This window comes from Streptomyces sp. NPDC050211, from assembly GCF_040656035.1.
Lineage (GTDB): Bacteria > Actinomycetota > Actinomycetes > Streptomycetales > Streptomycetaceae > Streptomyces.
On record NZ_JBFALC010000061.1, the window covers coordinates 37467 to 60423 of the forward strand.

Sequence of the window (22957 nt, forward strand, 5' to 3'; positions counted from 1 at the left end):
GGCAGGAGCCCCCATGAGCACTACGACCGTCAAGACGTCCGCTCCCGCCGATCAGCCCCCCGCGTCCGCACCCCGCAAGGTGCGCCGGCGCGGCGAGCGCGGCCCCGGCGCGTCCCTCGCGTCCCACGGCATCCTGATCGCCGCGAGCCTGATCGCGCTCTTCCCGATCGCCTGGCTGGTCTTCCTCTCCCTCGGCCCGGACAAGGACGACTATCTGCACCCCGGAGGGATCTGGGGGAAGATGACGTTCGACAACTACTCGTTCGTCCTGGCGGACACGAACTTCTTCGACTGGCTGAAGAGTTCGCTGATCGTCTCGCTGGGTGCCACGGTGATCGGTGTGCTCGTCGCCGCGACCACCGGATACGCCGTTTCCCGGATGCGCTTCCCGGGCTACAAGAAGTTCATGTGGGTGCTACTGGTCACCCAGATGTTCCCGGTAGCCGTACTCATGGTGCCGATGTACCAGATCCTGTCGGAGCTGAAGCTCATCGACAGCTACGGTGGCCTCGTCCTCGTCTACTGCTCGACGGCCGTGCCGTACTGCGCGTGGCTGCTCAAGGGCTACTTCGACACCATCCCGTTCGAGATCGACGAGGCCGGGCGCGTCGACGGGCTGACCCCCTTCGGCACGTTCGCGCGGCTGATCCTGCCGCTCGCGCGGCCCGGGCTGGCCGTGGCCGCGTTCTACAGCTTCATCACGGCTTTCGGTGAGGTCGCGTTCGCCTCCACGTTCATGCTGTCCGACACGAAGTACACGCTGGCGGTCGGGTTGCAGAGCTTTGTGAGTGAGCATGACGCCCAGCGGAACCTGATGGCTGCGACGGCTGTGCTGATCGCGATACCTGCGGCTGCGTTCTTCTATTTCGTGCAGAAGAACTTGGTGACAGGGCTGACGGCGGGCGGCACGAAGGGCTGAAAAGAAGGGCGTTGCCTTTCCCCCTCCTGAAAACTCGAGGCGGTCGCGGTGGTCATCCGACCCCGCTCCACCGCGGCCGTCTCGGCACCACCTATGACCCCACATCGTTTACGTATCAAGGACGCCATGAGCCAGCACTCCGCCGACCCGGCCGTCAACTCCGCTCTTGCCACCGTCGCTCAGCGTCGCGACTGGTGGCGGGACGCGGTGATCTACCAGGTCTATCCGCGCAGTTTCGCCGACAGTAATGGCGACGGTATGGGGGATCTGGAAGGCGTACGATCCCGGCTGCCGTATCTGCGGGACCTCGGTGTCGATGCCGTGTGGTTGAGCCCCTTCTATGCCTCCCCGCAGGCCGACGCCGGATACGACGTCGCCGATTACCGGGCCGTGGACCCGATGTTCGGCAATCTTCTTGATGCCGACGCGCTGATCCGGGACGCGCATGAGCTGGGTCTCAGGATCATCGTCGACCTGGTGCCCAACCACTCCTCCGACCAGCACGAGTGGTTCAAGCGGGCGGTCGCGGAGGGGGCGGGTTCGCCGCTCCGGGACCGGTACCACTTCCGGCCGGGCAAGGGGAAGAACGGGGAACTCCCGCCCAATGACTGGGAGTCGATCTTCGGCGGGCCCGCGTGGACGCGGGTGCCCGACGGTGAGTGGTATCTGCATCTCTTCGCGCCGGAGCAGCCCGACTTCAACTGGGAGCACCCGGCCGTCGGGGACGAGTTCCGCTCGATCCTGCGGTTCTGGCTGGACATGGGCGTCGACGGCTTCCGTATCGACGTGGCGCACGGGCTGGTGAAGGCGGAGGGCCTCCCCGACCTGGGCTCGCACGAACAACTGAAGCTGCTGGGCAACGATGTCATGCCGTTCTTCGACCAGGACGGCGTGCATGCGATCTACCGGCAGTGGCGGACGATCCTGGACGAGTACGCGGGGGAGAGGATCTTCGTCGCCGAAGCCTGGACGCCGACCGTCGAGCGCACCGCCAACTACGTCCGTCCGGACGAGCTGCATCAGGCCTTCAACTTCCAGTATCTGAGCACGAGTTGGGACGCGGAGGAGCTGCGTACGGTCATCGACCGCACGCTGGAGGCCATGCGCCCGGTCGGCGCCCCCGCCACCTGGGTGCTGTCCAACCACGACGTCACCCGGCACGCGACCCGCTTCGCCAATCCCCCGGGCCTCGGCACGCAGATCCGCTCGGCGGGCGACCGTGAACTGGGCCTTCGCCGCGCTCGCGCCGCCACGCTGCTGATGCTGGCGCTGCCCGGTTCGGCGTATGTCTACCAGGGCGAGGAGCTGGGCCTTCCGGACGTCGTCGACCTGCCGGACGAGGTGCGCCAGGACCCGGCGTACTTCCGGGGCGCCGGCCAGGACGGCTTCCGCGACGGGTGCCGGGTGCCGATCCCGTGGACGCGCACGGGGCCGTCGTACGGCTTCGGCGCGGGCGGCAGCTGGCTGCCCCAGCCCGATGGATGGGGCGAGTTGAGCATCGAGGCCCAGACGGGCGACGCCGACTCGACCCTGGAGCTGTACCGCACCGCGCTCGCCGTCCGCCGTGAGCAGCCCGACCTGGGCGCGGGTGACGCGGTGGAGTGGCTGCGCGCTCCCGAGGGTGTCCTGGCCTTCCGGCGCGGGGAGTTCGTGTGCGTGGCCAACACCGGCGCTGAGTCGGTGACGGTGCCCGCGCACGGTCGCGTGCTGCTGGCCAGCGGTGAGGTGACGGAGGCGGACGGCGAGGCGAAGGTGCCGGGCGACACGACGGTGTGGTGGACCACCGCCTGAGGGCTGCCGTCTGACGGCTCTGAAAGTTCTTGCATCAACTTCACACGGCCCGCTGCCTTTTCAGGCAGCGGGCCTTTAACATCTCCGTCACCGCAAAGTTGCTGCAAGATTTCAGCAACTTCCTTCAACGGAGAAGGAACCCCACATGGCATCCAGCAGAACCCTTGCAGGCGCACTCGCACTCGCCGCCGCAGCCGTCATGGCGTCCCCAGGCACCGCTGCCGCCTCCCCACCCGGCACCAAGGACGTCACCGCGGTGATGTTCGAGTGGAACTTCGCCTCGGTCGCCAAGGAGTGCACCAACACCCTCGGCCCCGCCGGCTATGGCTATGTGCAGGTCTCCCCGCCCGCCGAGCACATACAGGGGGCGCAGTGGTGGACGTCGTACCAGCCCGTCAGCTACAAGATCGCCGGTCGGCTCGGTGACCGCGCGGCCTTCCAGAACATGGTCAGCTCCTGCCACGCGGCCGGGGTGAAGGTCGTCGTCGACACCGTCATCAACCACATGTCGGCGGGCAGCGGCACCGGCACCGGTGGTTCGTCGTACACGAAGTACACCTACCCGGGCCTGTACTCGTCCCCCGACTTCGACGACTGCACCGGTCAGATCACCAACTACCAGGACCGCTGGAACGTCCAGCACTGCGAACTGGTGGGCCTCGCCGACCTGGACACCGGGGAGTCCTACGTCCGCGGCGCCATCGCCGGGTACATGAACGACCTGCTGTCGCTCGGCGTCGACGGCTTCCGCATCGACGCGGCCAAGCACATGGACGCCGCCGACCTGGCCAACATCAAGTCCCGGCTGAGTAACCCGTCGGTGTACTGGAAGCAGGAGGTCATCTACGGCAGCGGAGAGGCCGTCCAGCCGACCGAGTACACGGGCAACGGCGACGTGCAGGAGTTCCGCTACGCCTACGACCTCAAGCGCGTCTTCAACAACGAGAACCTCGCCTATCTGAAGAACTACGGCGAGGGCTGGGGCTACATGAGCAGCGGTGTGTCCGGTGTCTTCGTCGACAACCACGACACCGAGCGCAACGGCAGCACGCTGAACTACAAGGACGGCGCCAACTACACGCTGGCCAACGTCTTCATGCTGGCCTGGCCCTACGGTGCCCCCGACATCAACTCCGGCTACGAGTTCTCCGACACGGACGCGGGTCCGCCGGGCGGCGGTGCGGTGGGCGCCTGTTGGCAGGACGGCTGGAAGTGTCAGCACAACTGGCCCGAGATCAAGTCGATGGTCGCCTTCCGCAACGCCACCCGCGGTGCGGCCGTCACCAACTGGTGGGACAACGGCGCCGACGCGATCGCCTTCGGGCGGGGCGCCAAGGGCTACGTCGCCATCAACCACGAGTCGGGCAGTCTGAGCCGGACGTATCAGACGTCGCTGCCGGCGGGGACGTACTGCGATGTGCAGGGCAACAGGACCGTGACGGTGAACTCCGGTGGGCAGTTCACGGCCACGCTCGGCGCCAACACGGCCCTCGCGATCTACGCGGGCAAGTCGAGCTGCTGAACACCGCAGGCCGGTGCGGGTCCGGAGGCCGCCAAGGGCCTCCGGACAACGACTCACCGCTCGTCGGCGCCGACCAGCGCACGGACCTCGAACTCCTCGAACACCCGCGGTTCCTGGGGCTTGCTCAGCATGGAGCCGAGCCAGCCCAGCAGGAAGCCCGCCGGGATCGACACGATGCCGGGGTTCTGCAGTGGGAACCAGGCGAAGTCGGCATCGGGGTAGATCGAGTTGGGGCTGGAGGAGACGATCGGGGAGAACACCACCAGGAGCACCGAGCAGAGCAGACCGCCGTACAGGCTCAGCAGCGCGCCGCGTGCGGTGAAGCGCCCCCAGAACAGGCTGTAGACGATCGTCGGCAGAATGGCGGACGCCGCGATCGCGAAGGCCAGGAACGCCAGCGTGGCGGTGCTGGTGCCCCAGGACAGCAGGGCCAACATCATGCCCATGACACCGATGGCGGCAGCGGCGAGCCGGGCGACGATCACCTCTTCCGCCTGCGTCGCCTTCCCCTTGCGGATCACCTCGCCGTAGAGGTCGTGGGCGATCGAGGAGGCCCCGGCGAGGGTGAGTCCGCCGGCCACTCCGAGCAGGGTGACGAAGGCCAGGCTGGACAGGAGTGCGGTGAGGATCGGGCCGCCGAGCTCGTACCCGAGCAGAAGCACCGCCGCATCGCCCTTGGGGTCGACGTTCGCGATCTCCCCCCGGCCCACGATCGCCGTGGCGCCCAGGCCCAGCACGCCCGCCATCAGACACACGAAGCCGATCAGTCCCACGGCCCAGACGACCGAGCCGCGCAGCACACGCGTGGTGCGCGGGGCGAGCAGCCGCATCATGATGTGCGGTAGTGCGGCAAGACCGAGCACGATGGCCAGTTGCAGGCTGAAGAAGTCCAGCTTGTTGGTGGTGGTCCCGCCGTAGCGCAGTCCGGGGCCGAGGAAGCGGTCGCCCAGGGCGCTGTTGCCGGCGGCGGTCGACAGCAGCTTGTCGATGTTCCAGCTGAAGTGGTGCAGCACCAGGATGGCGGTGACCCCCACCCCGACGACCAGCATCACGGCCTTGACCACCTGGATGACCGTGGCGCCCGGCATACCGCCGATCGCCGCGTACACCACGACCATGGAGCCGATGACCACCACGCACATGGTCCGGACCGTCCCGCTCGGGGTGCCGATGAACTGCGCCAACAGGGCGATGCTGCCCACGAGTTGGGCGACCAGGTACAGCAGGCACACGACCAGTGTGCACAGGACGAGCGCCAGCCGGACCGATCGCTGTCCCTGCGACAGCCGCAGCGCCAGGTTGTCGCCCAGTGTGAACTTGCCGGAGTTGCGCAGCGGTTCCGCGATCATCAACAGCGCCATCATCCAGGCGACCACCGTGCCGCCCAGATAGAGCAGACCGTCGTAGCCGGTCAGCGCGACGATGCCGGTACTGCCCAGCAGCGTCGCGGCCGACAGGTAGTCACCGCACATGGCGAGCCCGTTGCGCAACGGCGACATGTCACGGTTGCCGAGGTAGAACTCGCTGATCTCGTCCCGCTGCGGGGCCGTCAGCAGCACCGTGAACAGGGTGACCACGGCGACAGACATGAACAGGACGAGCGTCAGCTTCTGAGTGGTCTCGTCGGTGACACCCGCCGCGTGCTGCACCAGTTGACCGGCCGCCTGCGTCACCACGTGCGGGACCGCCTTTCCGAGGAGGCGATGTGCCGTGCCTGGGCGCGCAGGCGGTGGGTGGCAGGGTCGATCCGCCGGTGCATGTGCCGGACGTAGAGCCAGATCGTCACGCCCATCAGGACGAACTGGCCGAGGCCCAGAGTCAGCCCGATCGTCAGATGGCCGATCAGCGACTGGTTCATCAGGCCGGGGGCGAAACTCGACATCAGGACATAGGTGAGGAATCCGCCCACCGAGACAAGCGTCGCCGCTATGCCGAAGGAGCGGTAAGCGCTGCGCATTGAATGAAATTCAGGAGAGTTGTGTATCGACTGCGGGCTTACCGGTTCAACGTCGGGTTGGGGCGGGGGAGGGGGGTGGGGGTAAAAACTGTCATTTGGCGGTGAGTGTAGGGACATAATGCACCTTCTTTGCTGCTTTATGTCGAGCGCGTGACTGTCCTGAGCTGCGAAAACATGGCGTGGGGGTCACCGTGGGGGGATTGCTTGATCACGGTCTGTGAGAGTGAGGAGACTGGAGTATTGCAGCGTGCTCCTTCAACCATCAACCGGGTCGGCGAAATAGAAAACGCTGCCATTCACACGCTTGTGAAACTTCTTGCTGCCTGTTTCACGACTCTTGCTGTAAAGCTTGCGTCGGCGATACGGTCGCGCCGGGGTCGGACCCGAATGAGCCGCACGCGCAAGGAGTTCACGCCTGTGATACCGAGATGGCCGGCGCCCCGGACGCGCCGCACCGCGCACCCCCGAAGGGTCGCCGCGGTCACCGTTGCCGCGCTGGCCGCAGCGTTGGTCCAGCCCCTCGCCGCCCGCGCCGACACCCCGCCTCCGCCGCCGTCGGACGCGGCGCTGGCGAAGTCCGCGGCCCGCCACGACCTCACCCGCGAGCAGTTCTACTTCGTCCTGCCGGACCGCTTCGCCAACGGCGACACCGGCAACGACAAGGGCGGGCTGACCGGTTCGCGGCTCTCCACCGGCTACGACCCCACCGACAAGGGCTTCTACCAGGGCGGCGACCTCAAGGGCCTGACAAAGAAGCTCGACTACATCAAGGGCCTGGGCACCACCTCCCTCTGGATGGCCCCGATCTTCAAGAACCGGCCCGTCCAGGGCACCGGCAGCAACGCCTCGGCCGGCTACCACGGTTACTGGATCACCGACTTCACCCAGGTCGACCCGCACTTCGGCACCAACAAGGACCTGGAAACCCTCATCTCCAAGGCCCACGCCAAGGGCATGAAGGTCTTCTTCGACGTCATCACCAACCACACGGCGGACGTCGTCGACTACGAGGAGAAGTCCTACGACTACCTCTCCAAGGGCGCCTTCCCGTATCTGACGAAGAACGGCGAACCCTTCGACGACGCGGACTACGCGGACGGCACGAAGGACTTCCCGGCCGTCGACACGGACTCGTTCCCGCGCACCCCGAAGGCCGCGAAGAACACCAAGGTCCCGTCGTGGCTCAACGACCCGACGATGTACCACAACCGCGGCGACTCCACCTTCGCCGGCGAGAGTTCGACCCATGGTGACTTCTCCGGTCTCGACGACCTGTGGACCGAGCGTCCCGAGGTGGTCAGCGGAATGGAGAAGATCTACCAGCGCTGGGTCAGGGACTTCGACATCGACGGCTTCCGCATCGACACCGTGAAGCACGTCAACACGGAGTTCTGGACCCAGTGGGCCACGGCCCTCGACGCGTACGCCAAGAAGCAGGGCCGCGACGACTTCTTCATGTTCGGCGAGGTCTACTCGGCCGACACCGACATCACCTCGCCGTACGTCACCCAGGGCCGCCTCGACTCCACGCTCGACTTCCCCTTCCAGGAGGCGGCCCGGCAGTACGTCTCCCAGGGCGGCAGCGCGCAGCAGCTGGCCTCCGTCTTCGGCGACGACTACAAGTACACGACCGACAAGGCCAACGCGTACGAGCAGGTCACCTTCCTCGGCAACCACGACATGGGCCGCATCGGGTACTTCCTGAACCAGGACAACCCGAAGGCCACCGACGCCGAACTGCTCGCCAAGGACAGGCTCGCCAACGAGCTGATGTTCCTCAGCCGCGGCAACCCGGTCGTCTACTACGGCGACGAACAGGGCTTCACCGGCTCCGGCGGCGACAAGGACGCCCGCCAGTCGATGTTCGGGTCCACCACCGCCGACTACCTCGACGACGACCAGCTCGGCACCGACCGCACCCACGCGAGTGCCGCCTACGACACGAGCGCACCGCTCTATCGGCAGATCAGCGCTCTCGCGAAGCTCCGCAAGGCCAACCCGGCCCTCACGGACGGCGTCCAGACCGAGCGGTACGCGGCCGACGGCGCCGGCGTCTACGCCTTCTCCCGTACGGAAACCAAGACCGGCACCGAGTACGTCGTCGCCTTCAACAACGCCGACGCGGCGAAGACGGCGACCTTCGCGACCGGTTCGGCCGGCATGACATACAAGGGGATCTACGGCAGCGACGGCTCCCTGACCAGCGACGCCGACAAGAAGCTCACCGTCACCGTCCCCGCCGGTTCCGCCGTCGTCCTCAAGGCAGCCGGCCCCCTGGCCAAGCCCGCCTCGAAGCCGGTCATCACCCTCGACGCCCCGGCCACCGGCGCCACCGGCACGGTCGAGATCGGCGCCGACGTCGACGGCGGACAGCGCAACCGCGTCGTCTTCGCCGCCCAGGTCGGCAACGGCAAGTGGCGGATCCTCGGCTCCGCCGACCACGCCCCGTACAAGGTCACCCAGACCATCGGCAAGGACGTACCGGCCGGAACCGCCTTGCGCTACAAGGCAGTTGTGATCGACTCGGCAGGCCGCACCGCGAGCGCCACAGCGGCCTCCACCACCGGCACTCCGCCCGCTCCCGAGACCCCCACCGCGGCCTCCCGCGACTACGCGATCGTCCACTACAAGCGCACTGACGGCGACTACGCGAACTGGGGCCTGTACGCCTGGGGCGACCTCGCCGACGGTGAGTCGACGACCTGGCCGGACAGCCACCCGTTCATCGGCCGGGACGCGTACGGCGCCTTCGCCTACGTCAAGCTGAAGCCGGGCGCCTCCGGTGTCGGCTTCCTGGTGATCGACAAGGACGGCAACAAGGACGTCTCCGCCGACCGGACCATCGACGTCACCAAGACCGGCGAGATCTGGATCGAGCAGGGCAAGGAGGCCGTACAGACCGAGCGGCCCGAGTATCCGGCGCAGGACACGACCAAGGCCGTCCTGCACTACCACCGCGCCGACGGCAACTACGACGGCTGGGGGCTGCACACCTGGACGGGTGCCGCGAACCCCACCGACTGGTCGAACCCCCTCAAGCCGGTGAAGACTGATTCCTATGGCGCGGTCTTCGAGGTACCGCTCACCGAGGGTGCCGGCAGCCTCAGCTACATCATCCACAAGGGCGACGAGAAGGACCTCGCCGCCGACCAGTCGCTGGACCTCAGGGCGAACGGCCATGAGGTGTGGCTGTTGAACGGCCAGGAGAAGTACCTGCTCCCGCAGCCGGCCGGCTCCGCCGCCGCGCTCGACCTGACCACCTCCAAGGCGGTCTGGATCGACCGGAACACGGTCGCCTGGAACGGCTCCGAGGCTGCTGCCTCCAGCCAGCTGCTCTACTCCCGCACCGGCTCGGTCACCGTCGAGGACGGCGCTCTGACCGGCGACGACCAGCGCTGGCTCCGACTCACCAAGTCCACCCTCACCGACGCCCAGAAGGCCAAGTTCCCGCACCTCAAGGACTACACCGCCTGGTCCGTCGACCCACGAGACCGCGACCGGGTGCGCGAGGCCCTGCGCGGCCAGCTAGTCGCCTCCCAGCGGGTCGCGAACGGCGCGGTCCTGGCGGCGACCGGTGTCCAGATCGCCGGAGTGCTCGACGATCTCTACTCCACCGCCACGACGGCCGACCTCGGCCCGACCTTCGACAAGGGCCGTCCCACGCTGGCCGTGTGGGCGCCCACCGCGCAGTCGGTCGCCGTCGAACTGGACGGTTTGCTCCAGCGGATGCACCGTGACGACACCACCGGCGTCTGGTCCGTCACGGGCCCCAAGTCCTGGCAGAACAAGCCCTATCGGTACGTCGTGAAGGTCTGGGCGCCCAGCGTCCGGAAGGTCGTCACCAACAAGGTCACCGACCCCTACTCACTCGCCCTCACCGCCGACTCCGAGCGCAGCCTCGTCGTCGACCTCGCCGACAAGTCCCTCGCCCCCGGCGGCTGGACGTCACTGAAGAAGCCGAAGGCCGTGCCGCTCAAGGACGCCCAGATCCAGGAGCTGCACATCCGCGACTTCTCGGTGGAGGACAAGACGGCCGAGCACCCCGGCACGTACCTCGCCTTCACCGACAAGGCGAGCGACGGCTCCCGGCACCTCAAGCGACTGGCCGAGTCCGGGACGTCGTATGTGCATCTGCTGCCCGCCTTCGACATCGCCACCATCCCGGAGAAGCGATCCGACCAGGCGACCACCGACTGCGACCTGGCCTCCTACCCGGCCGACTCCGACAAGCAGCAGGAGTGCGTCGGGAAGATCGCCGCGAAGGACGCCTACAACTGGGGCTACGACCCCTACCACTACACGGTCCCCGAGGGCTCGTACGCCAGCGACCCGGACGGCACCCGCCGTACGGTCGAGTTCCGGAAGATGGTCAAGGCGCTGAACGAGGACGGCCTGCGGGTCGTCATGGACGTCGTCTACAACCACACGGCGGCGAGCGGTCAGGCGGGGACGAGTGTCCTCGACCGGATCGTGCCCGGCTACTACCAGCGGCTTCTCGCGGACGGCTCGGTCGCGAACAGCACCTGTTGTGCCAACACGGCCACCGAGAACGCCATGATGGGCAAGCTCGTCGTCGACTCGATCGTCACCTGGGCCAAGGAGTACAAGGTCGACGGCTTCCGCTTCGACCTGATGGGCCACCACCCGAAGGCCAACATCCTGGCGGTCAGGAAGGCTCTCGACGCGCTGACCCTCGCCAAGGACGGCGTCGACGGCAAGAAGATCATCCTGTACGGCGAGGGCTGGAACTTCGGCGAGGTCGCCGACGACGCGCGCTTCGTGCAGGCCACGCAGCAGAACATGGCGGGGACGGGGATCGCGACCTTCTCCGACCGCGCGCGGGACGCCGTACGCGGCGGCGGGCCCTTCGACGAGGATCCTGGCGTCCAGGGCTTCGCGTCCGGGCTGTACACCGACCCCAACTCCTCCAAGAGCAACGGGAGTACGGCGGAGCAAAAGGCCCGTCTGCTGCACTACCAGGATCTGATCAAGGTGGGGCTCAGCGGAAATCTCGCCCGGTTCACCTTCACCGACACCAGCGGCAAGGAGGTCACCGGCGCCGACGTCGACTACAACGGCTCGCCCGCCGGCTACGCGGACGCGCCCGGTGACGCCCTCGCCTACGCCGACGCGCACGACAACGAGTCCCTGTTCGACGCGCTGGCCTTCAAGTTGCCCGCCACGACCAGCGCGGCCGACCGCGCCCGGATGCAGGTCCTCGCCATGGCCACGGCCACCCTCTCGCAAGGCCCGGCGCTCTCCCAGGCGGGCACCGACCTGCTGCGCTCCAAGTCCCTGGACCGCAACTCGTACGACAGCGGCGACTGGTTCAACGCCGTCCACTGGAACTGCGCGGACGGCAACGGCTTCGGGCGCGGGCTGCCGATGGCGGCCGACAACGAGTCCAAGTGGCCGCACGCCAAACCCCTGTTGGGCACGGTGAAGGTCGGCTGCGAGCAGATCGAGGGGGCGTCGGCGGCGTACCGGGACCTGCTGAAGATCCGTACGACCGAGAAGGCCTTCTCTCTCGACACCGCCGGCCAGGTGCAGTCGGCGCTCTCCTTCCCGCTGTCGGGGAAGGACGAGACGCCCGGCGTGATCACCATGGTGCTCGGTGATCTGGTCGTCGTGTTCAACGCGACGCCCGAGGAGCAGAAGCAGCGGATCGAGTCGGCGGCCGGGACCGGCTACCGGCTGCATCCGGTGCAGGCGACGGGGGGAGACCCTATCGCCAAGTCGGCCTCCTTCGAGCAGGTATCGGGCACCTTCGCCGTTCCGGGGCGGACCGTCGCGGTATTTACCCGGACTTCCTGATAAGGGCATTACCTTGGTGGGGCAGACCGTGCATCCTGGTCTGCCCCACCGGTGCTGTCCCAAGGGCTGACACATGGACGTCAACGGCAAGCGAACCGACACCACGGTGCTGGTGGTCGACGACGTGGCGGCCAGCCGGTACGCCATGGGCGCCATGTTGCGCCGCGCCGGACACCAGGTCGTCTCGGTCGCCACCGGCAACGAGGCGCTCGTCGAACTGGATGTACGGCGGCGCAAGGGGATGCTGCCCGATGTGGCCCTGATCGACGTGGACCTGCCGGACATGAGCGGCTTCGAGCTGTGCCGCCGGATCAAGGCCCGGCCGCACATGGCCGGCCTGCCCGTGGTGCACTTCTCGGCCACCGCCGGCTCCATGGAGGACCGCTGCCGGAGCCTCGAGGTGGGCGGGGAAGCGTATGTGACAGTGCCCGCCGAGCCCGAGGAGATCGACGCGGTGATCCGGGCCGCGGTGCGCGCGGCGCGGCTGCGGGCCGACGACCAGGCGCAGGCCAGGCGGCTGATGATGCTGTCGGAGACGATCGTCACCATCCAGGCGGCCCGCTCCCTGCAGGAACTCGCCGAAGCCGCCGCCGACGGCACCGCGCGGTTCACCGGCTCGCCCGCCGCCGTCTTCGTCCTCGGCCCGGACGACGAGCTGTACCGCGCCACCTCCCGGGACCGCACCTCCCTCGCGCTCCCGGACGAGGGCGCCCACCGGACCGTGGCCGCACTGCTGCGTCGGCTCACCCGGGGACAGGACGGCGTACGGATCACCACCGTGCCCGCGCCGCTGTGGCCCGCCGGGTTCTTCCGGCCCGGCGTGCAGCACGACGCCCGGCTGGCGCTGATCCGCACCCAGGACGGCAAGGCCGCGGTCTGCCTGGCCATGCCCACCCGGGGGATGAACAGGGTGAACCCGGCCGACGAGACCCTGGTGGCCCGGCTCGCCCAGGCCACCGCGCTCGCCGCCGAGCCGCTGCTGATGTACCAGGTCGAGCGGCATGTCGCCCTCACCCTCCAGCACAGCTTCCTGCCCCAGCCGCACCGGCTGCCCGAGCTGCCGGGCATCGACGTCGAGGTCCGCTATGTGCCCGCGTCCCGGCAGACCGAGATCGGCGGCGACTTCTACGCCGCACTGCGCACCGAGGACGGCATGCTGACCGCCGTCGGCGATGTCGTCGGGCACTCGCTGGACGCGGCCACGGTCATGGTCGAGATCCGGCACGCGCTGCGCGCCTACTGCGTCGAGGAGAGCGACCCGGCCGTGCTCGCCGAGCGCCTCGACCGGATGCTCCAGCACTATCACCCCGAGGTCACGGCCACGGTCTGCCTGGTCCTGATCGACCCGGGCACCGGGCGCACCCGGATCGCCAACGCGGGCCACATCCCGCCGCTGATCATCCGGGACAACGACAGCGCCGACTACGCCAAGGCGTCCGGCCCGCTGCTCGGCGTGGGCCTGCACCACCCGCCGCCGACCGAGCTGATCCTCGACCCCGACGACCGGCTCCTCATGGTCACCGACGGACTGATCGAGACCCGGGGCATCGACCTGGAGGCCTCGATGGACCAGCTCCGCGCGGCCGCCGCGGGTGCCCCGCCCGGCCTGGCCGCGCTGTGCGACACCCTCCTGGCCTGCTTCGGCCACGACCACGAGGACGACATCGCCATGCTGGCGCTGCGGCTAGGGTGAGCCCTGCCGACCCAGAACAGGAGTGCCCATGCCGCAGATCACCGTCGACTACTCGGAGCAGCTCGCGGACGACTTCGACCGCCCCGGTTTCGCTCAGGCGCTGCACACGGCCGTGGTCGAGATCGCGGCCGCGAAGCCGCCGGCGTGCAAGACACAGTTCCGCCGCACCGAGGACACCACGGTCGGCCCCGACGCCGACGGGCACGCGGTCGTCCATGTCACCCTGGGGCTGCTCGCCGGGCGCACGGACGAGACGAAGACTCAACTCACGGAAGCAGTCCTGGAGTTGCTGAAGCAGTATGTGAAGCCGGGGGAGGGCTTGGCGCTGCATGCCTCCGCGGAGGTGCGCGACCTCGACCCCTCGTACCGGAAGTTCGACGGCTAGGCGCTCCGCTGGATGGGCGGTTCGCTTGCTGCGGGCCGGTGGGGGCTGGTCGCGCCGTTCCCCGCGCCCCTTCGGGGCGCTCTTCAGGACGCCAGCGCGATCAGGCGGGTGACCAGGTCGTTGAAGGGGCCGTCGATCGGTTCGTCCTTGAGCATGTGGCGCAGGAGCATGCCCATCTCGTCGTCGTAGGCGGCGCTCACGGCGGCCAGCGCGGCGAAGTCGTGGACGAGTTGGGCCTCCAGTTCGGCGCGCGGAATGCGCCGGCCGTCCAGCCAGATCAGGGCCGTCGACTCGGCGAGCGAGATCCAGGACCGGATGACCAGTTCCAGTCGCGCGGGCGGATCCTCTACGCGCAGATGCGAAAGGATTTGGACATACGCGGCCTGCCGTACGGAGTCGATGAGCGCGTTCGTCGTCGATGAGCCGACCGCCGGGCCGCCGCGCATCAACGCCGAGAAACCGGGCCCGTGTTCCTCCACGAAGTCGAAGAACCGGCGCATCACCCGCAGCAGCCGGTCCCCCAGCGGACCCTCCTGCGGTTCCACGAACCGGCCCGCCAGTTCGTCCGACGCCCGCCTCAACGCGGCCTCGTACAGGCTGAGTTTGCCGGGGAAGTAGTGGTAGACCAGCGGCCGTGAGATGCCCGCAGCGGACGCGATCTCGTCGATGGACACCTCGTCGGGCGAGCGGCTGCTGAAGAGTTCGAGAGCGACCCCGATCAGCTGCTGCCGCCGCTCCTCGACGCCCATTCTGCGACGTACCCCGGTACTCATGCGAACACCTTACCGATCGGATCCGGCCCCGAACGGACCGGACCGACCGCCGTGTTCACATGAACCCATCACATATCCAGCACCAGCCGATCACTTCTGGCGGTCAAGTGCCGTTCGCAGCAATGGAGTTAGATCCCGTACTCAGTGCAGGCCGTTGATCGTCCGTCCGTCGTGCAGCGTCCCCTTCAGCCGGGCCTGAGCCCCCTGCTTCGCCGCCGCCGCCAGCAGATAGCCCTTCGCGGAACCGCTCACCCCGCCGGACACGTTGATGGAAGCGGTGTCCCTGCTGCCGGCGGCCAGCAGATACCAGGCCCCTGCCTCCGAACGCCACAACACCCCGGCCAGCACGTGGGGGTCGCGGGGGCCGCACGCCGGAGAGTTCTCGGCCTTCGCCGCCACCGCCCCGTACCTCCCGCCCGGGGTGTGGAACTGGGCCAGCACCCGGGCCCCGCCGCCCCGCCACGTCTCGGCCCGCGTGCACACCCACTCGGCCGAGCCTCCCGCAGCAGGCAGCGACTGACGCGCGTACTCCCAGGCGTTCACCGACCGCACCCCCTGCGATCGCACCGCCTGTAGCGAGCACGCCATCGGCGACCAGGTGCGCAGCGCCTGCGCGCCGGACGCCTCCTTCGTGTACCCGGGTTTCCCGGTGGTCAGATGGGCCGGGACCAGTTCGCCGAGGTCGGTCATCAGCCGGGTGCCCGAAACGTCCGTCACCTGCAGCACGTTCCAGGACGTGCACGCGCCGTTCTGCCCGCCCGGGCTCGCCAGCGGGGCGGTCACACCGTCGGTCAGGCCCAGTTCCATCGCCCCCGAGCGCGGCTGCATCAGGTCCCGCTCGGCCGCCTCGGTCACCCAAGGAGCCGTCAGATAACGGACGTTGCCGTCGGTCCGCGCGAGCACCACCGCGCCGGCCTCCGCGCGGGTCGCACCGTCGGCCCGCCCGAAGTCGAGGGCGGCGCCGCTCGTGCCGTCCTTCGGTTCGGCATAGCGGACGACGCGCAGACCGTCGTAGAGGAGCACCACGTGCGCGGTGTCGATGGTTCCCGCATAGAGGAGCTGGGGTGGTCCGGCGGGGCCGCCGGTCGGAGTGGCGGGGGTGGCCGAGACGCGGACGGACTCGCCGGGGCGGGCCCAGACGGCGAGGGCGCGGCGCAGGAGCGCGCGGTCGTCGGTGCGGTCGCCGCGTGCCGGCCAGACGGAGAAGTCGGTGCGCGCCGAGGACCGCCAGGCCGTCGGGGCGACCTTCGTCAGCTTCGCCGGGTCGAGTGCGGCCTGCGCGGACGGGTTCTGCGCGTACGACGGTGCGGCGGCGCCGTCGGGGCCCCAGCCGTCGCCGGGCAGCCCGAGCAGCGCCCCGCACACGGCGAGCGCCGCGGCGGCGACGAGCGCGGCCTTGCCGTGCTGCCTGCGGCGCATCAGATCGGTGGGCCTGGCCTGGAGCGAGCAGGGGTCGAACTCGGGGGAGTCGAGCAGCGCGTTCTGCGCCGGTACGTCGTCCGCTTCGGCCAGCGCGGCGTCCGGGTCGGTGACGCCGGCCGCGGTCAGCACCTTGTGTACGTCGCCGTCCGTGAGCCGCTCCAGGCCGCGCAGTACGTACGCGGCGCGGGCCGGGGCGGACAGGGCCGACAGCCGCTGGTCCAGGGCGAGTTCGTCGGCGCCGCCGGAGCGGGGGAACAGGCGCAGGCCCCATACCTGGGGGAGCAGCGGGGGCAGCTGGGAGCGCTTGGGCCACGCCTTGAAGGTGAGCGGCAGGCCCGCCTCCAGCGCCGTACGCAGCACCTGGAGACGGACGAAGGAGTAGCCCGGGTCGCCGTCCCGTCCCGTCGACTGGGCCGGGATCACGGACGCCGAGGCGCGGCGCCGGGGCAGGGCACGCTGAGTGAGGGCGTGGGCGGTCAGGACGCGCCGATTGCGGCCGAGACTCGGCGGCAGCACCAGGTACGCGAGGCGGACCAGCCGCGGATAGTGCTCGACGAGCGCGGCCTCGGCCTGCTCGACATCGACGACGGGCCCGTCGGACGAGGCGGCGGGAGTGGGGCGCGGGGCGACATCCTGTGACTGCACGTTCAGCAAAACGAGCGAATCGACGGCTGGTTACCAACGCGGGGCGCCCCTAAAGGGGGCGCTGCTGACGCCGGGTGCGGATAGCGCCCCTAAGGGGCGCGGGGAACTGCGCGACCAGCCCCCACCGGCCCGCAGGCGAATCACCGCCCCCTAGCGGAGCGCCGCCGCATAGTTCGCCATCGATCGCTGATACCGCGGCAGATGCGCCGCCAGCGCACCGAGCACCAGGGACAGGCCCTCTCGATCCCGCCCGAGGCTGGACAGGCACAGGGCGAGAGTCGCTCGTACGGCGTCGTCCAGCTCGTCGGACGGGGCGTCCAGTTCCGGTGTCAACAGCTTGACGCCCTCCTCCGCCCGGTCGATGTTCCGCAGGGAGCTGGAGAGCTGGATCTTCGCGCGACGGGCGTTGTAGCCGGTGAGCCCGAGGGCCAGGGCCTCCCGGTACAGCGGTACCGCCTTGTCCGAGTGGCCGGTGGAGTCCCAGGCGCAGGCCTGCTCGAAGGGGCCCAGTGGGCTGCCGGAGGGAAGCTCGGCGACGAGTGTGTCGATCACGGACCGGAAATCCGCGGCCCGGTCCTCGGGGTAGTCGTCGAAGGTGGCCCACGCGGCGGCCACACGCTCTTCCCAGTCCTCGGTCATCGGCATACCTTCGCACAGGTGTGTCCGGTGTGACACCGATCATTTTGAGTGCTTCGCACGCGGGAGCCGTATCCGACTTCGGCATGTGCCCTACCTATGCCCGTACCGGAGGAACAGATGAGGTTGACCCGACCGATGCTCGCGCTCGTCGGCGCGGCGGCGGCACTGGCGCTGACGGGCTGCGGCTCCGGCGACGACCAGGCGGCCGTACCGGAGACGGCGACCGGGAGCCTGGAGCACCTGGCCGCCGAGGCGAAGTGCAAGCCGGACATGCAGACCGACGCCGATGAGATCCGCCAGGCCATCTGCAAGACCGGCAAGGAGAAGTACGTCCTCGCCACCTTCGCCACCGACCGCGGCCAGCGCGAGTGGCTGAACGGGGCGAAGGACTACGGCGGCTACTACCTCGTCGGCCGCAAGTGGGTCGCTGTGGGCCAGGAGAAGACGGTCACGACGCTGCAGAGCAAGCTGGGCGGGACCATGGAGGAGGGTTCCGAGCACATGAACCCCGGTGGCAGTCACAACAAGGGCGGTCACCACAGCTGATCGCGCGAGCCCGGACAGACGAAAGCCGGCGGTGGGAATTCCCACCGCCGGCTTCCTGGTGTGCTACCGGGTTGCTACTGGCAATCCTGGCCACTGTTGATGCACTCGACCATCTGGTTCATCGTCTCCTCGTCGAAGAAGTTGATGAAGTCGTTGTGGTCGGTGATCGGCTTGTGCAGCTCCGTCGGGAAGCCGTCCACCGCGAACGGGTTCACGACTTGTCCGTTCTCGATCTGCGGGGCCGGAACGTCGTAGACCAGACGGGCCTGGAGCTGGGGGATGGCCTGGAAACCATCGGGGCAGCTGCCGTCCGCCTGCACGAAGGCCACGTGGTCACGGTGGTTGGCACTGTCGATGTTCTGACCGTCCCAGCAGCTCTGGAAGTTGGACGTCCGCACCACGGAGCTGCCCTCGGGGCAGATCGGGTACTTGTCCGTCAGCTGCCGGTCCTCGAATCCGGTGCAGCTCCAGTTCGTGTTGGCGTTGGCGAGGCCGTTGGAGAAGGCCTTGGCGTCACCGGTGATGATGCGCAGGGCCTGCGGCATCGCGACGACATCGCTCGTCTTGTTGCCGACGAACTTCAGCTCCGCCTGGGTGGCTTCCTGGATCGGGCCGATGTTGCCTTCCGCGCCGCCACCGAGGTCGTTCGCGTCGAACTCGTCCTCACCGTTCTGCAGGCGCAGCACCGGCCAGTAGTACGACGACTTGTCGCCCTGGTTCTGGCAGCTGGTGTCGGCCTGGAGGAACTGCTCGTCGCTGGTGAAGGCGTTGTTGTCCTGGTTGCCGACGTAGTCGTGCGTGTGCTGCGCACCGTTGTCGACACCCGGGGCGACGATCACGTTGTCCGAGTTGTGGTTGTCGTTCCCGTTGGTGCCACAGCTCGTGGTGAAGGTGCCCGTGGAACCGGAGTCGCCGTTCGCGGGGAGACCGTTTCCGTTCACACCCTGCGGGCCGCCGTTCGGCTGAACCTGCGTGATGTCCTGGAAGTCGGCCGCCACCGGGCCGCCCTGCTGGCCCTGGTCCTGACCGTCACCCTGGTCCTGGCCCTGATCCTGACCGTCACCCTGGTCCTGGCCCTGGTCCTGACCGTCACCCTGGTCCTGACCCTGATCCTGGCCATCGCCCTGGTCCTGGCCCTGGTCTCCACCGTTGTTGATCTGGTCGGCCGGCACACCCTGGCACTCGGCCAGCTGCTCGGCCCCCTGCGGAGGCTGACCGCCCGCGTTCCGGATGTTGATGTTCATCCGGTCGATGGTGGCCACCCGCTTGGACTTCAGCGGGCCGAGGATCGCGTTGTTGACGTAGCTCGCGTCCCCCGCCTGGGCCTGGCGCGTCTCCGCGAGACGCGTGTAGGCATCTGTGACCTGCCTGTCCAGCAGCGCCAGCTCCTTGGCGACGCCGGGGCGTGCACCTTCGGGCACGTCGTTCAGCTGCTGACCGACGTCAGGGCAGTTGATCGTCGCGACTTGGGCGCCGGCCGACCTGGTCTGGTTTCCGTATGAGTTCTCCTCATGCGCAGAGGCATAGAAGTTCGCCCATATCAGCCCGCCCCCACCGAGCGCTAGGGCTGCCGATGCGGCAATGGCCTTGGTGGCCAGCGGCGTACGGCGTTTTCGTGTGTTGCGTCCCATGGAACTCCTCTGACTTCCTTGCGGGGCAGCGAGACGCCCGACAGGAGTGAAGCGGCTCCCATCCATACGCAGGAGGTCCCAGGAGTGTTCAGCCGTCTCAGAAATTGGTGAGAGACTGAAGCGACAATTCGCCCTCAACTCCCCCACACTGCACGGGAGTTGTGATCACCCAGGATCAGTGCCCGTGGTCCAGGTAGGCGAGAACCGCCAGGACACGGCGGTTGTCGTCGTCCGAAACCTCGAGTCCCAGCTTCGCGAAGATATTTGAGGTGTGTTTGGCGATCGCCCGCTCGGTCACGACGAGCTGCGCCGCGATCGCCGCGTTCGAGCGGCCCTGCGCCATCAGCTCCAGCACCTCCCGCTCCCGGGCGGTCAGCCGCCCCAGTGGCCGGTCGTCGGCCTCCCGCCGCGACAGCAGTTGCTGGATCACCTGCGGGTCCATCGCGGTACCGCCCGCCGCGACCCGTCGTACGCCGTCCACGAACTGCTCCGCGTCGAACACCCGGTCCTTCAGCAGATACCCCACCCCGCCGCTGCCGTCGGCGAGCAGCTCACGCGCGTACAGCTGCTCCACATGCTGGGAGAGCACCAGCACCGGCAGCCCGGGTCTGTCCCGGCGGGCCTGGAGCGCGCACTGCAGGCCCTCGTCGGTGTGGGTCGGCGGCAGGCGTACGTCGACGACGGCGACGTCCGGCTCCAGCTCGGCCAGCGCGCGGGCCAGCTCGGGGCCCGTCTCGACGGCAGCGGCGATCTCGAAGTCGTAGGCCTGCAACATCCGGACCAGTCCGTCGCGCAGCAGGAACAGGTCTTCGGCTAGGACAACGCGCAAGGGATCTCCATGGTGACCATGGTGGGACCGCCCGCGGGACTGCTGACGGCCAGGACGCCGTCGAATGTACCCAGTCGGCGCTCCACTCCCGCCAGACCCGAACCGGCGCCGATGACCGCGCCGCCCCTGCCGTCGTCGGTGACCGAGATCCGCAGCATGCCGTCGGTGTGGTGGAGGTCGACATAGATCCGGTCGGCGTCGGCGTGCTTGACCGCGTTGGTGAGCACCTCGCTGATCGCGAAGTAGGCCGCCGACTCGACGGGTTCGTCCGCCCGCCCGGGCAGCTCCACCGTCACCTCGGTCGGCACCGGCAGCCGCAGCGCCAGCGCCCGTACGGCGTCGCCCAGGCCACGCTCGGCCAGCACCGGCGGATGGATGCCGCGGACCAGGTCACGCAGTTCGGCCAGGGCCTCGACGGAGGACTTGCGGGCCTGCGCGAGGAGTTGCCTGGCCTGCTCCGGGTCCTTGTCGAGCAGCATCTCGATCGTGCCCAGGTCCATGCCCATGGCGACCAGCCGGGCCTGTGCCCCGTCGTGCAGATCGCGCTCGATGCGGCGCAGTTCGGCGGCGGAGGTGTCGACGGCGTCCCGGCGGGTCTCGGTGAGAACCCGGACCCGCTCGGCGAGTTCGCCCTGGTTGGGGGCGAGGACGGCTCGGGTGAGCTTGAAGTGGACCGTCAGCAGACGCGTGTTGAAGAAGTGGGCGAAGAACAGCAGGACCAGGCCCAGTGCGGCCGCGCCGAGTGCGGAGGCCTGCCCGGTGACCTGCACGAAGCCGTACCAGTAACCGTCGGGGAGCACCCGCCACAGACCCGCCGCGATCGCGAACCCTTCCAGGGGGTAGAGGAGCAGCGCCGCCGGCAGCAGCGCGGTGACATAGCCCGCCGACATGTCGACGTTCAGCCACAGCAGGTCCCGCCAGGTCGCCGGGTCCCGGAGCATCGCGAAGGTACGGGTCCACGGATTGGCGTCCTTCGGCAGCGGCCGGTACGCCGACGGGATCCGCACCCCGCACCACTCCGCCGCGAGGACGCGCCGCCAGTCCGCGAAGGCCCGCACTCCGGTGAGCACCCAGGGCGTGGTGACGATGCCGACCCCGATCGGGATGAGCGCGATGGACACCACGGTCAGCACGTAACAGAGGATCGCCCCCGGCAACACCACCAGCGAGAGCCCGAGCCCCCGCACCGCCGCCAGTCCCATGCCCCGCGCTCCAGAGCGCACGGCACCCTTCGTCGTGCTCGTGTCGATGTCCATGCCCGTCAGTCTGGCCGAGCGGACAGGGCCGGTCACTGGGGTAAGGGCCCGGACAGGGGGGTGGTGCCAGGTACACCTGGGGGGCTACCGGCCGTGCAGGACCTGTGTGGCTACGGGCCGCCGAGGATCTTCGCCTCCACCTCCGGATCGAGCCCGACCGGAGGCCGGTCCGGGCGCTGAGGGGCTGTTCCTCCGACGCTGGTCAGCCAGGTCCACGTGTCGGTGACCGTCTCGGCGACGGGGCGGCAGACCAGGCCCGTCGCGAGCGCACGGGACACGTCGGCGCCGTGCAGCGCCGCGTGCAGGTCGCTGTCCGGCGGCACCCACACCGGCAGCTGGGTCCACGGCTCGACGCCCGCGCCCAGGACGACGTCCGGATCGGTCCAGCGCAGCTCGACCGCCGCTCCAGTCGCCCGCACGCACGCCTCGAGCAGCCCTGCCGTCGTCGTATGACCCGGCGGACCGATCAGGTTGTACGGTCCGCTCAGCTCCCGCTCCACCGCACCGAGGATCCACTCGGCGAGATCGCGGACATCGATGAACTGCAGCGGCAGATCCTTCGGACCGGGCGCCAGGACGGGGCCGCCCCGCGCGATCCGGGTCAGCCACCACGGCAGCCGCCCGATGTTCTCGTACGGCCCCAGGATCAGCCCGGAGCGCACGAGCAGTGACCGATCCGCCCCGAACCCGGCCACGGCCGCCAGCTCGCCGCCCCGCTTGTCGCGGGCGTAGTCGGTGGCCTCCGCGTCGGCCGAGGCGCCCTCGACCAGGGGCGCGTCCTCGGTGTATCCGGCGGCGGGCGGCCAGGCGTACACCGAGCAGCTCGACACATACACGTACCGCCCGGCGCGGCCCCGCAGCAGCCGCGCCGAGTCCCGTACGGCACGTGGCGCCGACGACCAGGTGTCGACGACGGCGTCCCACTCGCCCTCTGCGAGGGCGGTGAGCCCGTCGGGTGCGGTGGGGGGGGCGGGGCGCGACCGCCCACCCGGGGGGGGGGGGGGGCGGGCCCGCGGGGCCCCCCACCGCGCCCGGGGGCCCGGCCCCCCCGCCCCCCCCCCCGCTCGGCGACCACCCGGACGTGGATCTCGTCTCCTTCACCGGCGGACTCCAGACCGGCCGCCGGCTGATGGCC

The 22957-nt window shown here is 69.1% G+C and carries 15 protein-coding genes and 1 pseudogene; 7 read left to right on the forward strand and 9 right to left on the reverse strand.

The features are described 5' to 3' along the window. The first annotated feature begins 13 nt into the window (after positions 1-13). From AB0I98_RS39415 to AB0I98_RS39425, 3 genes are all read left to right on the forward strand, one after another. Positions 14-919 (forward strand): sugar ABC transporter permease, encoded by a 906-nt coding sequence (locus tag AB0I98_RS39415; protein ID WP_362950319.1) that lies wholly within the window; start codon positions 14-16, stop codon positions 917-919. A gap of 126 nt (positions 920-1045) precedes the next feature. Then, complete coding sequence (locus tag AB0I98_RS39420; protein WP_362950321.1) at positions 1046-2710, forward strand: glycoside hydrolase family 13 protein; 1665 nt, start codon at positions 1046-1048, stop codon at positions 2708-2710. Positions 2711-2855: 145 nt separating this feature from the next. After that, positions 2856-4232 carry an alpha-amylase family protein gene (locus tag AB0I98_RS39425; RefSeq protein WP_362950323.1) on the forward strand — a complete coding sequence of 459 codons (1377 nt, stop codon included), beginning with the start codon at positions 2856-2858 and terminating at the stop codon, positions 4230-4232. 53 nt (positions 4233-4285) lie between these two features. On the opposite strand, the gene AB0I98_RS39430 is transcribed toward AB0I98_RS39425, so the two are convergent. Together AB0I98_RS39430 and AB0I98_RS39435 are read right to left on the reverse strand one after the other, a co-directional pair. Continuing rightward, entirely contained in the window at positions 4286-5821 is a 1536-nt protein-coding gene (locus AB0I98_RS39430; protein ID WP_362950340.1) for a cation acetate symporter, read from the reverse strand. Positions 5822-5901: 80 nt separating this feature from the next. After that, positions 5902-6306 (reverse strand): DUF485 domain-containing protein, encoded by a 405-nt coding sequence (locus AB0I98_RS39435; RefSeq protein WP_362950324.1) that lies wholly within the window; start codon positions 6304-6306, stop codon positions 5902-5904. Between the two features lie 300 nt (positions 6307-6606). On the opposite strand from AB0I98_RS39435, the gene pulA reads away from it, so the two are divergent. The 3 genes from pulA (at position 6607) to AB0I98_RS39450 (ending at position 14081) form a co-directional block, all read left to right on the forward strand. Next, positions 6607-12003, forward strand: a complete 5397-nt coding sequence (pulA, locus tag AB0I98_RS39440) for a pullulanase-type alpha-1,6-glucosidase (RefSeq protein WP_362950341.1) — start codon at positions 6607-6609, stop codon at positions 12001-12003. A 73-nt stretch (positions 12004-12076) separates the two neighbouring features. Continuing rightward, entirely contained in the window at positions 12077-13696 is a 1620-nt protein-coding gene (locus AB0I98_RS39445; protein ID WP_362950326.1) for a fused response regulator/phosphatase, read from the forward strand. 28 nt (positions 13697-13724) lie between these two features. Then, a complete protein-coding gene (locus tag AB0I98_RS39450; protein ID WP_362950327.1) occupies positions 13725-14081 on the forward strand; it encodes a 5-carboxymethyl-2-hydroxymuconate Delta-isomerase in 357 nt (118 codons plus the stop codon). 83 nt (positions 14082-14164) lie between these two features. On the opposite strand, the gene AB0I98_RS39455 is transcribed toward AB0I98_RS39450, so the two are convergent. From AB0I98_RS39455 to AB0I98_RS39465, 3 genes are all read right to left on the reverse strand, one after another. Next, positions 14165-14854 carry a TetR/AcrR family transcriptional regulator gene (locus tag AB0I98_RS39455; RefSeq protein ID WP_362950329.1) on the reverse strand — a complete coding sequence of 230 codons (690 nt, stop codon included), beginning with the start codon at positions 14852-14854 and terminating at the stop codon, positions 14165-14167. Between the two features lie 141 nt (positions 14855-14995). Continuing rightward, the gene (locus AB0I98_RS39460; RefSeq protein ID WP_362950331.1) at positions 14996-16921 is read right to left on the reverse strand and encodes a hypothetical protein; all 1926 of its coding nucleotides are present in this window, start codon (positions 16919-16921) and stop codon (positions 14996-14998) included. Between the two features lie 150 nt (positions 16922-17071). Beyond that, on the reverse strand, positions 17072-17560 hold the full coding sequence (locus tag AB0I98_RS39465; RefSeq protein WP_362950333.1) for a tetratricopeptide repeat protein: 489 nt from the start codon (positions 17558-17560) through the stop codon (positions 17072-17074). 117 nt (positions 17561-17677) lie between these two features. Between AB0I98_RS39465 and AB0I98_RS39470 the strand changes: the two genes are divergently transcribed. Beyond that, a complete protein-coding gene (locus AB0I98_RS39470) occupies positions 17678-18106 on the forward strand; it encodes a hypothetical protein (protein WP_362950334.1) in 429 nt (142 codons plus the stop codon). A gap of 74 nt (positions 18107-18180) precedes the next feature. On the opposite strand, the gene AB0I98_RS39475 is transcribed toward AB0I98_RS39470, so the two are convergent. The 4 genes and pseudogenes from AB0I98_RS39475 to AB0I98_RS39490 form a co-directional block, all read right to left on the reverse strand. Next, the gene (locus AB0I98_RS39475) at positions 18181-19737 is read right to left on the reverse strand and encodes a DUF1996 domain-containing protein (RefSeq protein WP_362950336.1); all 1557 of its coding nucleotides are present in this window, start codon (positions 19735-19737) and stop codon (positions 18181-18183) included. A gap of 175 nt (positions 19738-19912) precedes the next feature. Continuing rightward, positions 19913-20566 carry a response regulator transcription factor gene (locus AB0I98_RS39480; protein ID WP_362950337.1) on the reverse strand — a complete coding sequence of 218 codons (654 nt, stop codon included), beginning with the start codon at positions 20564-20566 and terminating at the stop codon, positions 19913-19915. After that, positions 20551-21822: a sensor histidine kinase gene (locus tag AB0I98_RS39485; protein ID WP_362950338.1), complete on the reverse strand. Its 1272-nt coding sequence runs from the start codon at positions 21820-21822 to the stop codon at positions 20551-20553. The genes AB0I98_RS39480 and AB0I98_RS39485 overlap by 16 nt, the downstream gene beginning before the upstream one ends. 110 nt (positions 21823-21932) lie before the next feature. Further along, positions 21933-22784, reverse strand: a pseudogene (locus AB0I98_RS39490) (NAD-dependent epimerase/dehydratase family protein); the annotation flags it as partial. Positions 22785-22957 lie beyond the last annotated feature (173 nt).